Genomic DNA, 16,118 nt, shown 5'->3' with positions numbered 1-16,118 from the left:
AATACACAATATTTACTTGCGATGCGAATACTGATTACGCTATACTGTACAAATATACAGTTTATAAGTGAGTGAATAAATGAATGAGAAAATGATAGCTAAGCTTGAAATATTAGCCGAATCGGCAAAATATGATATTTCTTGCGCTTCGAGCGGCACTTCTCGAAGTAATAAGCATAAAGGCATTGGTAATGCTAGTAGCTGTGGCATTTGTCACAGTTTTACTGCCGACGGTCGTTGTGTTTCTTTGCTAAAAATCATGCTCACTAACTACTGTATGTTTGATTGTGCTTACTGTATCAATCGACAAAGTAATGATATCCCTCGTGCCGGATTTACGCCAAAAGAGTTGGCTGATTTAACGATTGAATTTTATCGCCGTAACTATATTGAAGGGCTATTTATTAGTTCCGGAATTGTCAGAAGCCCGGATCACACAATGGAAAAGATGATTCGTGTGGTCAAAATTTTGCGCAATGAGTATCATTTTAATGGTTATATTCATATGAAAGCTATACCCGGCGCAAGTAATGAATTGATCACCGAAGCGGGACTATTGGTCGATCGGATGAGTGTGAATTTAGAAATTGCCACCGAAAAGAATTTAAAATTATTAGCGCCGGATAAAGATCATCAAAGCATCTATCAACCGATGCGCCATATCCAGCAAAACTTGTTAGAGAATATCGAAGATCGCAAAAAAATTAAATCGACTCCAAAATTTGTTCCGGCAGGGCAAAGTACGCAAGTGATTATTGGTGCGACCGATGAAACCGATAATCAGATTTTGCAATTAACCGCCAAATTATATAAGCGACCAAGCATGAAGCGGGTTTACTATTCGGGTTTTATTCCGGTAAACAGCTATGACAGCAGATTGCCGGTTGTGCAAGAAGTGCCAAGAGTTCGTGAAAATCGATTGTATCAAGCCGATTGGTTGCTACGATTTTATGGTTTTGATGTGAATGAAATTGTTAATGAGCAATATCCTGATTTAGATTTAACGGTTGATCCTAAACTTGCATGGGCAATACGTAATCCGCAATGTTTTCCGGTTGATGTAAATCGTGATAGCTATCAAAAAATTTTACGGGTGCCGGGCATTGGGGTTAAGTCCGCTAAAATGATAGTATTAGCTCGGCGCCATCGTAAACTGAATTTAGAGGCGCTTAAACGTATTGGCGTGGTATTGAAACGAGCACAATTTTTTATTGTTTGTCATGAAATGAAAACATTTAAATTGCTTGAATCTTCAGCCGAATACATCCGCCTTTCCTTGCAAGAACCGCCACTTCTGGAAGCGAAAAATCTCAATATGCCGCAACAATTGGTTATGGGGTGGTAGTTGATGCTTGCCTTTAGTTATGACAAAAGTTTTGAAGGATTACTTTGCGCTGTGTTTGATGCTTTTAAACTCAAACAAATGCCGGAATGCTTATTAGGGCAGGGTGAGGTGGCGCCTTTATTGGTTTCTAACATCCATGATGTCGAATTTCGTAATAGTAAATATGAACGAGTGATGAGCGCGCTAAATAAAAAATTAGCGAAAATCTCACTCAATCATTTAATGTACGTGTGGTTATCCGAAATTCCGGAAAGTGATTTAATTATCTTTCGCTATATTTGCAAAGTGTTTAAGTCTCAGCAATCAATCGAAACCGATTTTGCCGATCCGGATGTACTTGCAGTACATGAAATTGCCAAAAAAGTTAGCAAAGAGCGGCATCACTTAATTCAATTTGTCCGTTTTAATACTATTGAAAGCCCGACAGATCAGAATCATGCTAAAGAGAAAATCTATTTTTCTGTTGTGGCGCCTATTTATAATGCTTTGCCTTTGGTTTTGAAGTTTTTTAAAGATCGCTATGCCGATCAAAAATGGGCTATTTATGATGAAAAACGACAATACGGATATTTTTACGATTTAGAAAAGATCGAACAAATATCCTTAACTGATCAAGATGATTTGTTGGTTAACAGCAAAATTAATCAAAAATACTTAACGGAAGATGAAGTTTTGTTTCAGACTATGTGGCATCGTTATTGCCAAGCCTTGACGATTAAAGAAAGGGTTAATCCAAAATTACAACGGCAACAAATGCCTAGACGCTTTTGGCATTATCTGCCGGAAATGCAGGGTTTATAAGAGTCTATTGAAATATAAATTTTGAGCGGACTAAGTATAAAATTGAGCTTTTACCAATATTGTGCCCAATTAATAGTCAGTACTATTGAAAGCGGTTTAATGATCATTAAAAGTGATATAAACAGAAACCGCCGAGCTTGTCGGCGGTTGTTAATGTTGATTCATCATTATTATTGTGAATCGATATCATTAATAAAGCTGTTAATGCTTTCTTCTCGTTGCTGTTGTTTTTGTTGATCGACTTTACCACCGGAAGCATTAAAATCATTACGTTGGAAATACGCATTTCGCATGAAGTTATAAGGATCATCACTATTTTTAAGCATATCTTCATATTCAATCGCAACGGCGCGAGCTTCAATACCGTCAACTACGCCACGGGCTAGTGCCCATTGCCAATCTAACCAAACTAGTGGTGGGTAAAGGGTATCGACAAGGTCACCACCTTCTTGTCTAAGTGTCGCTGATCCATAAAATGGTAAAACGACGTAAGGTCCGTAAGGAACATCATAATGACCTAACACATCACCAAAACTGCGTCTGTTTCCTTTCTTTAATTGCGGATCAGCCATGCTGGCAACATCAAATACCCCTGCAACACCAAAAACAGTATTGATAAAGAATCGGGCTAAATGGGTACCGGCTTGATGAACTTCGCCTTGAAGCAAGTTATTCACCATAGATGCCGGTTCAGATAAGTTAGATGAAAAGTTAACGACGCCTTTACGTACAGGAGACGGGACATAATCTTTCCATACTACTGCTGCTGGACGCAAAATATAGGGATCAAGCGCATAATAATTGACGTTGAACATCGCTTTATTAACCCCAGACAACGGGTCGCTATATGTATTGGTTTCAGGCTGATATGTAGCGCAACTGGTTAGCGCTAATGCAGTAATCATCATTCCAATTATTCTTTTTTTCATAATATATTCTTCTATTATTGTTAATATTATTGATAAGCTAATTGTATCATGTTTGTATAAAATGGAAAATTTTTGTTATTTAATTGGTATTATTTGTTTAAATTGATTAGAATAATCGGCTCGGTGACCTCATAGTTAAATGGATATAACAAGCCCCTCCTAAGGGCTAGTTGCAGGTTCGATTCCTGCTGGGGTCGTATTCGTTCAATCAGGTAAAATCGATAACCCGCCTTTACAACCTTATCGGAACTTATTTTTTTCATTGATAACATAACTAAAAAAACGCCTTCAATTATTTCAGATTGATAACTTTTCTAAACTGTTTACGGTATATTTGAGGGTATTTTGAGATAACCTATCAAAAATACCGTGATTGGACTTATTCATAGAAGCAATTAAATTAACAAAGCATAATGATAAATTGTATAACATACCAAAAGTCGAAAGCTAAATTTCAAATAATTGTTTTATATGCACTATGAATTAACAACGTTATCAGTGTCTAAAAGGTTATGATCGCCGTTTGATCTGAATCTGTTTTTAATAGAACAATAAATATTACTTTCAATTGTTGGTTAGGAAGGATCTTTTATAAGTTAAGATTTATTTTAATAATGATGAAATTGATCTTTGAATTTGAAGCGAAACGGATCAATTTCATCTTTGCTTAACATTTAATGTTGAGATTTGTGTTTAAGGTAATCTAATATATTTTAAAGAATTTAGTTTTCCATACCATTACCAACCACAGGTTTCCCTTAGCGGTTTTATTGCTTCATCAAGCCCGGTTAATGTAAATGTTGTATTTACTGCTGACTCACCGTATGGTGTGACTTGAATAAATAATTTATTTTTTCCGATTAATTCCTTAATAAAATCCGTTGTCTTTTTTGATCGGGTGCTTGAATAGAATATTGCTTTATGATCATTTGAAATATCCCATCTTCTATTCGATACCGCTTTTTCAGAGTCAATACGTGTTATGGGCGTTAAACCATTAGAACGTAAAAATGTATCAAAATCGATATATAATTCAGTTACATTCTCTTTACATCTGATATATAAATGAGGTGTTATTAAATTATATCGCGCGTTTATTGGACGATCAGCATTCAGTCTTATGGTCACAGATTTACTATCATCAACGGGTGATACGCCTTGTTGGACAAACCATTTGCCCATGGCATTTTTATCTATCGAGCTTTCAGTTTTTTTCTCGAATATCTTATCGTAGCATGCAAGTCTTTGAGTTGAGTCAGTCAGCGATTTACAGCTGTCGATTTCTTTCTCAAGTTGATCATTAGCGAGGGCTAAAAAAGGTAAAGCAATTAAGGTAAATAAAGTCTTTCTCATAATAAAAATCAATAAGTTAAACGCTCTTTAATAGTATTGTATTTTTTGGGGGAAATCAATGCTTAATTGTTGATTATCTATCGCTGATTTGGTGAATAATGGACAATTGATTACATCATGTTTATCTGCGTGGTTTCATTTTTTTATAGTTATTGCAAATCATCAATGGTACAATAATTGAGCAAATATAGAAAATTTACTATTGAGGAATAGAGATGAAAAAATTTTTACCATTAATGTTAATTTGTATTGCTTTTTTAATATCATCTTGCACCACGTATAAAGATGAAAGTTATTCTGAGCCTCTTCCTAGTGATAAAGTCGCCAAAGTAACCTTTACTTATTCCAAAAATTTTAATAGTAGTACTGCAATGATTTTTGGTGTTTTTTCAATGAGTAAAACAGAAGGTAATTATCTCAATAATACAGAAACTAAAATAAAATTTGATGAAAAAACCAAGGATCGTAACTTTGGCATACCAACTCCAAATAATAGTGAAATTGCATATAATGTTTATATTCCAGCAAATAAGACTTTTAAATTTAATGCTAGTATTTGGCATTATTGGTATTCAAACCTCTCTGATACATCAGGAGAAGAAAACAGATCCAGTTCATGTAGCTATGATAATATAGTATTTACACCAGTTGAAGGCGGTGAATATTTGGTTTTTCTTGATAACCTTAATAATAACTATAAAGATGCGCCAAGATGCTCTTTAACAATAAAACAATTTGTTAAAAGCAAATCAGGTAATCAGTGGGTGGATATTCAATACACATTCAAAAATACTAATGGACGTGATGTTATGACTACCTATTCAAGATAAAATTTAATTCATCTATTATCATCGCATAGGCTAAAAAACCACCTTAGGGTGGTTTTTTATTGTGCAAATTTCATAAATTTCGTATTACTAAGCCAAATTATTTATAGAAAAATGTATGAAAAGGATATGTATCACCATTTTATTGTTTTTATCTCATCGAGTCTTTATGCAATGAAACTAATGACCAAGATTGGAGCGTTAACATCACTATTACTCCTATTACAGATAAAAAAGTTTTTATATTCACTATTGATATAACGAAATATAAAGAGGTTAAAAGTGCTGAGCTTATGGTTAGTTGTGAAAGGGTAGGTCTTATACCACAGTCAAAAAACTGGCAAGACAACCAAATGATGCAATGAAAATCATTTTTAGAGTAAATAAAGAAAAAATAATTAAAATGCGATGGGGTCTGCATAGAGGTGATGTCAGTGTCAGAAAAGAAGAATTTATGAATGAAGTAATTCAGAATGATAAAAAGCTCATTGTAAGAGTAGGAACTAAATCGACAAGAGATTTAACCTTTTCTTTCGTAGGCTATAAAAACTAACGAAAGGTTAGAAAAAATGCTTAAATTAAAATATATTATACAGCCCGCCTCGGTGGGTTTTTTATTGCCTAAATCCATTAAATAACATAAGATTAACAAAAACATAAGGATGTGGTATGAAAAGAATTGCATTAATTAGCCTTGTTAGCCTAGCTTTATTTGGTTGTGGTGAGAAGAAAATAAATGAAGAAATGTTAGTTGGCGATTGGGAGTGTAATATAACTCAGCAACTTGCTAAGTGGAAAAATGGAGCTTTTCAAGAGTATGGTGAAGTAAAAAGCGAGAAAACTCTTGTAACTTACAAAATTTACGATGGAGTAATCATAAGGACTCTACCGATTGAACTTTTCAAAAACGATTGGGAATCTTATTCTGTATACCAATCAATTTATAATATTAAAGGAATTAACATAAAGGATAAAAATGTTTCCATTATCGAAAGAAAAATAGATTTTATTTCAGAAAATGAGTACAAAATAACTGGTGTTTTATCAGTAATAAACGGTAATGATACAGAGTCAGTACAAGAAAAAGATAATTTTAAAAATAAATTTGAAGAGCATTGCATTAAAATAAAACACTAGTAAAACATTTATTATTTGCCAGTGCTTTATTTTATCTTTTCAATTTTCCCCCAATTTTTGCCGAAAGTTCGCTAATGGTATTGAAGAACACTCAGGAGCAGTTTGGCAAGCTATGTCACGCAAAACGAATGTTCAATCTATTATAATTGATATTAAATGATAATTTTCATACCATTCACGAAAAATAAAGGAGATAGTATGAAAAAATTTGTATTGCTTGGATTGATTGAGGTTATTTTAACTGGTTGTGGTGATAATAAAGTTACTAATGAGTATTTAGTCGGTAACTGGGATTGTAATGAAGAAAAATATGAAAGCAAGTACAATTCAAAATTTAAAGAATATGAAGACTATTATTTAGAAAGTAGTGAACAATTTAAACACCCCTATAAAATCGTTGATGGCTTTTAATGTTAAAATTACCTAGCGATGAAGTTGTTGAAGCTGACTCAAATAAAACTTATACACAGCCAACTATAGAAGGTAAACAAAATGATTGTGAATATAAAATAAATCGAAGTTTGATAAAAAATTCCATCAACAAATTTACTTTTGACATTGAGATGTTTTTAACTTGCTCAAATGAAAAAGGAGAGGCGAAAAAATCAAAAAGCCAAATAAAAAGAATCTGCACTAGAACAAAATAAGACCCTGTAAATAAATTTGTGTATTTGTCTATTTTTGAACTACTCTAATGAGTAAAAAACAGGTAGATAAAAATGGACTAAAAAAAGACAAAAAAGCATGACTAAATTGTGGTTGTCATTGTTCGTTATTTATAAACTGTATATTAGTAAGTTTGATAATCACGTTTTTTCATCTATTCAATACAAACAATATGAATATAGCCATCAAAAAAAACTCGATAATTACCAACGCTTAACCTGTGTTGATATTTATAATTAGTTAAGGATTTTGCATTAGTACAATTCGGCATATTAACTAGCTCATCAGTTTTATGGAAAGAACGTTAATTAAGAGATTTTTTCAGAATTAAAAATAAAATTTAACAGCATCAAGTTAAATTGAAATTGTTAAAATTTGTGTTTGTTCCTGCATGTTAATTAAAGCTATACCTTAACATAAATTTTAAAATGTCGTTTCAAATGATAATAAATGTGTTATTTTATATAAAATGGTTTTCCACCATTATATAGGAAATAATTGATGGTTAAATTAGTCAAAATTTTTGTTGTCACTATGATTGCTTTCAATGTGGCGTCTTGTTCGAGTGACGGTGAGTTATGCGTGTTTGGTACAAGGGTTAGTGAAGATTCTAATTATAAAAGGAAATATTGGCGATCGACTTTATGGAATAAATCTAAAGCTTCAAAGCATGATTTAGAAAAATGTAATCAAGAAGCAGAAAATATAAAGGTTAATCTTGAAAAGATCTTCCTCGATATATGTTCAACTGGGCATATATCTCAAGAGAATTTAGCATATGCAATCTCGATTCAGCACAATTATCTTGAGGGTTATCATTTTGGTAAAGACTCTGAAGAGATGAAAGGAACTATAGATCAGATTTTCACCAGATTTTTCATAAACAACGACAGTAAAAAAGCTTCTGAAGCTTATAAACTAAAACTGGCGTGCGCTCGTTATATACCAAAAGATGGTATTTACTATGATTATAAAGTTGTAGGTCCCGATTCTCTATTTTATAAAAGTTTTAATGAGTATAATTTTGAACAATGTATGCTTAAAAATAACTTTGAGCTAATTGTACCCACTAAAAAGACAACATACTGCAAGGGCATTATGTGGTAAATTTATGTGGGTAATCTTATGAGCTAATTTATTGTTATAACTGAGCGCTTTAGTTAAATAAAACTAATGTTTCTTAAAAGTTTTACAACAAACTATTTAAAGCATAATCGAGTAAGTACTCAATTTATGGAAATGAAGGACGCAAAAGTTTACTATAAAATAGTATGAGTTTTACCCTAGAAAAAAACGAGGTGATGATGAATTCTTGCTAAGCCTTTTCGGATAAGGCTTTAGAATGGTACGCCCGGGTGGACTCGAACCACTGACCCCCACCATGTCAAGATTAAGTCCTAATTTAGATTATATTTAAATAAATCAATTAATTATAATTTATTTACATGTGCATAAAAACAGTGATTTGAGTTAAAAAAGATATTAAAGATATCAATAACTTAGGTAGAGTTTTACCCCACCTAAATTACGATTTGAGCGTGCGGAACTTCTACTCATTCAATGTGATTTTTTGTATAAACCTTTAAAATATTGTTGATATATAGATAATATTTATCTAAAAACTTAAACCTTTGCTGATAAAGTATTGTCCTAAATGAGAATATTAATATAAAATCTATTTTACATGAATTATTTAGGAAATAATTAATGGCTAAATTAATAAGAATTTTTATTTTAACGCTGATGGTTATTAGCGTGAACTCCTGTTCAAGTAGAGGTGATTTCTGTTTGTTTGGCTATACTGACAGTGAATTTCCAGATTATGATAAAAAATATTGGCGATCAGTTGTAAAGAATAGAGCAAAAGCTTCAAAAAGTGATCTTGAAAAATGTAATCAAGAAACAGAAAATACAAGACTAATTATGGTTAATATCTTTACCGAGTTGTGTTCAAGTGGGCATATATCTCAGGAAAATTTACCTAATGCAATTGCGATTCAGCACAATTATCTTGAAAACCGTTTTAGATCAAGACCTAAAAATTTGATAGGAACAACGGACCAAATTTTTCTCCGGCTCTTAGGCGAAAATATCGAAAATAAACCGCTTAATGCAGATATACTTCATAAAGCATGTGCTCGTTTTATACCCCAAAATAACACATTTTATCATTATCAAGGAATAGGTCCCGATACTCTTTTCTTCGAATTTTTTAATAAGTATCATTTTGAACAATGTATGCGCAGAAATAACTTTGAGTTAATTACTCCTACAAAAACAGAGAGATGGTGTAAGGGAGTTATGTGGTAAATTTGCTATGCTATTATTTCGCTTTAGTTAATTTGGCCTGTTGTTTTAATTGGACTTAACTGCATTAATGACAACTTTAGACTTTGCGATATAAAAGTCTGGGACTTGCTTACTCAATCAATTCTATATCGACAGCATGAAGCTTTATGCATTTAACTTTATTCCCCGTAAATACTTTATTGAGAGATATCGATTGCAATAAATTGAAAATGAACAAAAGTACTCAAAAATTAAATTTTTTGGGTATTTCTCCTCATTATTTTTGTTAATATTTGGATTAATTATTCTAAGGGAAATAGATATGAAAAAAATACTGTTAATTCTTTTAATGATTCCGTTTTTTGTTTTTGCTAATGATAAACAGAGTTTATCAAATCAAGAAATTAAACAAAAAATTATTGGAAAGTGGAATATGTATCAAATTGGTCAACGAGCACAAATTGTTACATTTTATGATGATGGAAAAGTTAGTCATAAAACTTATATTTGTAATGATAATTCCCAAAAAGCATTATATGATGGCGAATTTTTTAAGCAATATAAAGTAGAGGATGGAATTATATACTTAGGCGAATTATTAGTTGAGGATGGATATATCGAAAAACTAAAAGTAGAAAATATAGAAGACACCAGACTAAAACTTGTCTATGACATGCCAGATTACTTTTACAATAAATTAGAAATCAATTTCTTAAACACTACCGGTAAGGATACTCTGCCTTTTTGTGAATTTAACACAGTAAACCCTTTTAGTCATAAAGTTGATAGAAAAAAATTTCAAGATAATTTGCATACATTGCAGGATAAAATTATAGAAGGCTTTAAAAAACAGACTCCTAAAGATTTAGATGAATACACAGTATTGCAAGATGTTTATAAAAATAATAATGAATTGTTCTTTAAATTAACCATAAAAAATACTTCAATAAAAGACTCTAATGATGAAACATTAAAAGCTTTTTTAACCGTATTTGCGGTAGATAAATACTGTAATATTGATAAGTCTGACAATAAAGTACTGCAACGTATAAAATTTATATTCTCAAATGGGGCATCTTATGTATATTCTATTGATAATGGAGAGCCTCTAATCATTCATGTGGATAATAGTAATTGCCAAAAACAATGAAATAAATTGAGAAGCATATTTAATTAAAATAAAAATGAGCCTGAACTAAAGTTGGGCTTTTTATTGTTTTACTAAGAATCAAGGCGCCTAAAGTCGTTTTGTATTTTATTCATAATAAATTAATCTTCTAAAGTGTGAAGCAATGATGTGAAATTATGAATTAGTGGGTCGCAAAAATTTGCTAAAAATGGTGTGGGTTTTACCTCAGTTTTACCCCTTTAATAAAATTGAGGAAAAGATTAATTCTTTCGAGGCCTTTTCGGATAAGGCTTTAGAATGGTACGCCCGGGTGGACTCGAACCACTGACCCCCACCATGTCAAGGTGATGCTCTAACCAACTGAGCTACGGGCGTATATTTGAAACACGCAAATATTAGCTGGCAATTGGATTTGTAGCAAGTAAAAAAATTGAAAAATAGTTGAATTTTTAGTCTGTTGAATAAAATTGTATTTAAAATAAGCATTTTACGGTTAACTTTAAGATTAAATCTTAATATTGTCGATTATTTTTGGTGGTTGCAGAAAATTTTTCAGTATTATTTTTCAATTTTGGAATGAATAAAGGAATAAATATAAGTTGGCGGTAGTTTGTTATGCTTAAATTGGCTATACTCGCTGCATTAATTTATGCGTTATTTAGGTTAGTATGTCAATAAAAGATCAGATTGAAGATGTTTTACACAATACATTCGGTTATAAATCATTTAGAAATCAACAAAAAGAGATCATCGAGTCGATTATTGACGGTCGAGATATATTGACTATTATTCCTACCGGAGGGGGTAAATCGTTATGTTATCAAATTCCTGCTGTTTTGTTGCCCGGTACTGCATTAGTCATTTCACCGCTGATCTCTTTAATGAAAGATCAAGTCGATCAATTATTAGCTAATGGCATTTCGGCCGCATTTCTCAATGCCAGTCAATCTAATGTCGAGCAAAAACAGGTTATTGAAAAATATCTTAATAACAGTATCAAACTGCTTTATATTTCGCCGGAACGTTTAGCGTTATCTTCCTTTTCTTCTTTGATTGATACCCACCCGCCATCATTAATCGCAATTGATGAAGCGCATTGTATTTCACAGTGGGGGCATGATTTTAGGCCAGATTATCGGCAGTTACACCATTTATCCAATCGTTTTCCGCAAGTGCCGATTATTGCATTAACCGCGACTGCCGACAAAATGACCCAAACAGATATTATTCATCAACTTAATTTAGTTGATCCTTTGGTTGTGGTGCGTAGTTTTGATAGACCTAATATTCGTTATACTGTGGTTGAGAAATTTAATTTGACCGAACAACTTGTCTCGTTTATTGAAACGCAAAACGGTAATAGTGGCATTATCTATTGCTCGAGTCGATCTCGAGTTGAAGATATGACAACAAGACTTATCGCCAAAGGATTTTCGGCTATCGCTTATCACGCCGGATTAACCAATCATGAACGGCAAAATGCTCAAGAAAAATTTATAAAAGATGATGTGCAAATTATTGTGGCTACCGTAGCTTTTGGTATGGGAATTAATAAACCCAATGTCCGATTTGTGGTGCATGCTGATTGCCCTCGAACTATTGAAAATTACTATCAAGAAACCGGCCGGGCAGGGCGTGATGGGGTACCGGCTGAAGCGCTTTTAATTTTTAATAATAATGATCTCAATTGGTATTATCGTCAAACAAACGAGAAAATGGATGGGCAACATAAAGACGTTGAACTGCATAAAATTAGTGCTATGGAATCTTTTGCTCAAAGTTTGACTTGTCGGCGAATTGTGTTGCTTAACTATTTTGGCGAAAATCGTAGTGAGCCTTGTAATAACTGTGATATGTGCCTTTATCCGCCTGAAATTTATAATGGGCTGGTTGATGCACAAAAAGTATTATCGTGTGTTTACCGTGTAGAGCAACGATTTGGCGCTCAATATATTGTAGATATTTTGCGTGGTTCAAAACGCTCAGCAATCTTAGAAAATGGTCATGAAAAATTGTCGGTTTATGGTATTGGTAAAACTCACCCGGCAGAGTATTGGTTAAGTGTTATTCGGCAACTGATTCATTTAGGGTATTTGCAACAAAATGTCTCAACCTATATCACTCTTCAACTTACGGAAAAAGCACGCCCAATCCTGCGGGGTGAAGTCGCCTTATCGTTAGCAAAACCTCGATTAGAAATTGTTAAAAAGAGCCGTTTAAATCGCTATGCAAGATCAATTAATTTATCGACAATTTTATCTTATGAAGAGAGGATATTATTTACTAATCTCAAACGATTGCGTAAAAGCATTGCCGATGCTGAAGATATTCCACCCTATATTGTGTTTAGTGATGCTACCTTGCTGGAAATGGTTCAAACCAAACCTGAAAGTAAAAAGCAACTGATCAATGTCACCGGTGTGGGTAATATCAAACTGGAAAAATATGGCAATCTTTTTTTAGATGAAATTAAGGAATTTATAATAAAAAATAGCTAACAATGTAAAAAATTTAAAATATAATACATTTTTTGGTCTAATTGATTAGCTTTATTTGATAGTGAAATAATCTTTAAAGTAAAATGGAGTTTTTATGTCACCGATGATTGACATGCCACAGATGCTGGCACTGGTCTTGTTACTTATCATTTTATATCTGGGCGATGTGGTTTCAACACGCACTAAAGCTTGGATTCCTTCTGTCTTCATTTGTGCAGTCTTATTTTTAATAGGTTACTGGACATTCTTTCCAAAAGATATTGTAGCCCGGGCGGGTATACCGCCAGTTGTTGCTGTCATGTTTATGTACCTGCTCATCGTTAATATGGGAACGCTATTATCAGTCAAAGAGTTATTGTTACAATGGAAAACCATATTAATCTCGTTAGCCGGTATTGCCGGAATCATTATTGTTGCCATTATAGTTGGTTATCTGTTCTTTGATTTTAATACGGTCGTTGTGGCTATTCCGCCGTTAGTTGGTGGGATTGTTTCAGCCATTATAATGGCGCAAGGTGCAACAGATGCCGGATTGGCAGATCTTGCCGTTTTTGCCATTATTATTTACGTCATGCAGGGCTTTGTCGGTTATCCGTTGACATCTATCATGCTTAAAAAAGAGGGACGCAGAGTACTGGAACTCTATCACGCTGGAAAATGGAATTCAAATAACGATCCCAAATCCCCTCTCGAAAAAGAAGAAGCCAATTCATTAGATGAAAACCCGATGCCAAAATTATTTGGCAAAATTCCTGCCAGTTATAACTCATCTTATTTTATCTTTTTACGGATAGCTATTGTCGGGTTCTTAGCTTATTTTGTTGCTGAAATTTTAAAACCATGGGTCAGTGTAAGCCCGTTTGTGTTGTGTTTATTATTTGGAGTCATTGCCTCTTCAATTGGTTTTTTAGAACGTCATCCATTAAAAAAAGCCGGTGGTTTTGGATTGGCAGTAATGGGGTTGATGTTATTTATTTTTGATACATTGAGCCGCGCAACGCCCGAAATGCTTGTTCGCCTTATTACGCCGTTAGTGGTTTTCATTCTTGCTGCGGTGGTAGGCATGTTCATTTTCTCAGTTGTAGTAGGTAAGATTTTAAATGTAAGTCGAGCAATGGCATTTTCTATAGCGCTTACTGCATTATATGGTTTTCCTGCTGACTATATTATTACTAACGAAGTCATTAATAATCTGTGTAAAAACCAAAAAGAAAAAGAGATTTTAACCAGCCATATGTTACCACCAATGTTAATCGGCGGGTTTATCTCGGTGACAATTGTATCAGTGGTTTTAGCAGGCATTATGGTCAATATGATTGTGAAAGCTTAAAGTTGCATCGTTATTTGATGTCATCTTTTTAGATTTATAGTAGAAGATGACGTCTTCGATACGCTTATAAATGCAGATGCTAATGAATTTAAACGCTGTCTGTATCATTTAAATTATCCGCTCTTAAATTGTGGTGATCGGATAAAAATTGGAATATTAAAGGTCGTACTATGATAAATCAAAATATAAAAACATTAGTTAAGCAAAACATTGCTGAGATGATCGCCTTTCGTCGTGATTTGCATCGTCATCCCGAATTACCATGGGAAGAGTTTAGAACTACTGATAAAATTGCTGAAGAGCTGGATAAAATAGGCATCCCTTATCGTCGTACAGAGCCAACCGGTATTATTGCAGAAATTCAAGGTGGAAAACCGGGGAAAAGGATCTTGCTTCGCGCGGATATTGATGCGCTACCGGTGCAAGAATTAAGTCAAAATATCGATTATCAATCAACCATTGCCGGCAAAATGCATGCATGTGGACACGATACCCATGCCGCCATGTTGCTCACTGCGGCAAAAGCTCTTTATGCCATACGTGATCAGTTAAAAGGTCATGTCAGATTGGTTTTCCAGCCCGCTGAAGAGGTTGCACAAGGCGCAAAAGAGATGATAAAACAAGGTGTCCTTGAGAGTGTGGATAGTGCTTTTGGTATGCACATTTGGTCACAAACGCCAGTTGGTAAAGTGTCTTGCGTGGTTGGTTCAAGTTTTGCTTCAGCAGATTTATTAACGGTGCGATTCAAGGGTAAAGGTGGTCATGGTTCAATGCCGCATGATACGGTCGATGCTGTTATGGTGGCATCCGCTTTTGTGATGAATGTACAATCGATTGTATCACGTGAAATTTCTCCACTTGAACCTGCGGTGGTAACAATTGGCCGAATGGAGGTAGGTACTCGTTTTAACGTTATTGCTGAAAATGCGGTGTTAGAAGGGACAGTTCGTTGCTTTAATGTTGCCGTTCGTGACAAAATCGAAGCAGCTATTCGACGTTATGCTAATCAAGTTGCTGCCATGTATCGAGCAACGGCCGAAGTGGAATATATTTATGGCACTTTGCCGGTTATTAACGATAAAGAGAGCGCTTTGCTAGCGCAAAAAGTTATCGTAGAGTCATTTGGTGAAGAGGCACTTTATTTTGAGCCGCCTACAACCGGCGGTGAAGATTTCAGTTACTACACTGAAAATATTCCGGGAGCATTTGCCTTAGTTGGCTCAGGTAATCCGGATAAAGATACCCAGTGGCCACATCATCATGGTTGTTTTAATGTTGATGAGGACGGTTTGGCAATTGGTGCAGAGTTTTATGCACAATATGCATGGGCATACCTCAATCAAAACTAATCATAAACAATCCAACCATTTATTGGTGGTTGGATTGTCTATATAAAGGTTAATTCTTTTAGGCTGAAAATAGAAAACGCCAGTTATTGCGTAGCAATTTTATCGTTATGGTTTTTACATCAGAAAGGTTTTAATCGGTTATTTGGCGCAATAATGACAGTCGTGACTAGTCAAAGCATGATTGAAATATCGTCATTTAACTTTTGAGCCATATGAGTTTATCTGGATAAAAAAATAAATCTGTTTAGCGGTAGTGTTAACAAAATTTAAAAATTTATTAAGCTATAAAACCCTATTTGATTTAAGTATCAAAGGGTAAAATCCTTGTCAAGAAGTTTCAGAAATACCCTACGTTTCAGTATAAAAATTATCAGATCTACAGCCCACTTAATCGGCAAATTAAAGACTAATTTAACTCTTTATGTTATTATTAGCGCAAATTTATTGGCGATATATAATGGTGAT

The 16,118-nt window shown here is 33.7% G+C and carries 15 protein-coding genes and 2 tRNA genes; 14 read left to right on the top strand and 3 right to left on the bottom strand.

Annotation, left to right across the window (positions count from 1 at the left end):
* Positions 1 to 79: 79 nt before the first annotated feature.
* Both J3U42_RS07480 and J3U42_RS07475 read left to right on the top strand, forming a co-directional pair.
* Positions 80 to 1,345 (top strand): putative DNA modification/repair radical SAM protein, encoded by a 1,266-nt coding sequence (locus tag J3U42_RS07480; RefSeq protein WP_267336121.1) that lies wholly within the window; start codon positions 80 to 82, stop codon positions 1,343 to 1,345.
* 3 nt (positions 1,346 to 1,348) lie between these two features.
* On the top strand, positions 1,349 to 2,146 hold the full coding sequence (locus J3U42_RS07475) for a TIGR03915 family putative DNA repair protein (RefSeq protein WP_220217477.1): 798 nt from the start codon (positions 1,349 to 1,351) through the stop codon (positions 2,144 to 2,146).
* A gap of 170 nt (positions 2,147 to 2,316) precedes the next feature.
* On the opposite strand, the gene J3U42_RS07470 is transcribed toward J3U42_RS07475, so the two are convergent.
* Complete coding sequence (locus J3U42_RS07470; protein ID WP_220217474.1) at positions 2,317 to 3,075, bottom strand: MlaA family lipoprotein; 759 nt, start codon at positions 3,073 to 3,075, stop codon at positions 2,317 to 2,319.
* Between the two features lie 125 nt (positions 3,076 to 3,200).
* Between J3U42_RS07470 and J3U42_RS07465 the strand changes: the two genes are divergently transcribed.
* Positions 3,201 to 3,272 (top strand) — tRNA-Arg (locus J3U42_RS07465).
* Between the two features lie 541 nt (positions 3,273 to 3,813).
* Here the strand turns inward: J3U42_RS07465 and J3U42_RS07460 are convergent.
* Positions 3,814 to 4,428 carry a type VI secretion system-associated protein TagO gene (locus tag J3U42_RS07460; RefSeq protein ID WP_220217473.1) on the bottom strand — a complete coding sequence of 205 codons (615 nt, stop codon included), beginning with the start codon at positions 4,426 to 4,428 and terminating at the stop codon, positions 3,814 to 3,816.
* A gap of 215 nt (positions 4,429 to 4,643) precedes the next feature.
* Here J3U42_RS07460 and J3U42_RS07455 point away from each other — a divergent pair, with 215 nt between their 5' ends.
* The 8 genes from J3U42_RS07455 (at position 4,644) to J3U42_RS07420 (ending at position 10,497) form a co-directional block, all read left to right on the top strand.
* Positions 4,644 to 5,258 (top strand): hypothetical protein, encoded by a 615-nt coding sequence (locus J3U42_RS07455; protein WP_267329086.1) that lies wholly within the window; start codon positions 4,644 to 4,646, stop codon positions 5,256 to 5,258.
* Between the two features lie 358 nt (positions 5,259 to 5,616).
* Positions 5,617 to 5,808, top strand: coding sequence for a hypothetical protein (locus J3U42_RS07450; RefSeq protein ID WP_267336120.1), 192 nt, complete (start codon positions 5,617 to 5,619; stop codon positions 5,806 to 5,808).
* 116 nt (positions 5,809 to 5,924) lie between these two features.
* Positions 5,925 to 6,392, top strand: coding sequence for a hypothetical protein (locus tag J3U42_RS07445; RefSeq protein ID WP_267336119.1), 468 nt, complete (start codon positions 5,925 to 5,927; stop codon positions 6,390 to 6,392).
* A gap of 198 nt (positions 6,393 to 6,590) precedes the next feature.
* Complete coding sequence (locus J3U42_RS07440) at positions 6,591 to 6,803, top strand: hypothetical protein (protein WP_267336118.1); 213 nt, start codon at positions 6,591 to 6,593, stop codon at positions 6,801 to 6,803.
* Positions 6,803 to 7,039, top strand: a complete 237-nt coding sequence (locus J3U42_RS07435; RefSeq protein ID WP_267336117.1) for a hypothetical protein — start codon at positions 6,803 to 6,805, stop codon at positions 7,037 to 7,039. Before J3U42_RS07440 ends, J3U42_RS07435 begins: the two co-directional genes overlap by 1 nt.
* A gap of 520 nt (positions 7,040 to 7,559) precedes the next feature.
* A complete protein-coding gene (locus J3U42_RS07430) occupies positions 7,560 to 8,165 on the top strand; it encodes a hypothetical protein (RefSeq protein ID WP_267336116.1) in 606 nt (201 codons plus the stop codon).
* Positions 8,166 to 8,765: 600 nt separating this feature from the next.
* Entirely contained in the window at positions 8,766 to 9,368 is a 603-nt protein-coding gene (locus J3U42_RS07425) for a hypothetical protein (RefSeq protein WP_267336115.1), read from the top strand.
* 301 nt (positions 9,369 to 9,669) lie between these two features.
* The gene (locus J3U42_RS07420) at positions 9,670 to 10,497 is read left to right on the top strand and encodes a hypothetical protein (protein ID WP_267336114.1); all 828 of its coding nucleotides are present in this window, start codon (positions 9,670 to 9,672) and stop codon (positions 10,495 to 10,497) included.
* Between the two features lie 277 nt (positions 10,498 to 10,774).
* Here the strand turns inward: J3U42_RS07420 and J3U42_RS07415 are convergent.
* Positions 10,775 to 10,851 (bottom strand) — tRNA-Val (locus J3U42_RS07415).
* Positions 10,852 to 11,144: 293 nt separating this feature from the next.
* On the opposite strand from J3U42_RS07415, the gene recQ reads away from it, so the two are divergent.
* From recQ to J3U42_RS07400, 3 genes are all read left to right on the top strand, one after another.
* Positions 11,145 to 12,974, top strand: coding sequence for a DNA helicase RecQ (gene recQ, locus J3U42_RS07410; protein WP_267336113.1), 1,830 nt, complete (start codon positions 11,145 to 11,147; stop codon positions 12,972 to 12,974).
* Between the two features lie 112 nt (positions 12,975 to 13,086).
* The gene (locus J3U42_RS07405; protein ID WP_416380451.1) at positions 13,087 to 14,304 is read left to right on the top strand and encodes a hypothetical protein; all 1,218 of its coding nucleotides are present in this window, start codon (positions 13,087 to 13,089) and stop codon (positions 14,302 to 14,304) included.
* A gap of 173 nt (positions 14,305 to 14,477) precedes the next feature.
* A complete protein-coding gene (locus tag J3U42_RS07400) occupies positions 14,478 to 15,653 on the top strand; it encodes a M20 family metallopeptidase (RefSeq protein ID WP_366518677.1) in 1,176 nt (391 codons plus the stop codon).
* Positions 15,654 to 16,118: the final 465 nt, after the last annotated feature.

It is taken from the genome of Gilliamella sp. B2923, assembly GCF_026536565.1.
In the GTDB taxonomy this organism is placed as follows: Bacteria; Pseudomonadota; Gammaproteobacteria; order Enterobacterales; family Orbaceae; genus Gilliamella.
Note: the sequence above shows the minus strand (reverse complement) of the source record. Positions and strands in the feature narration are given on the sequence as shown.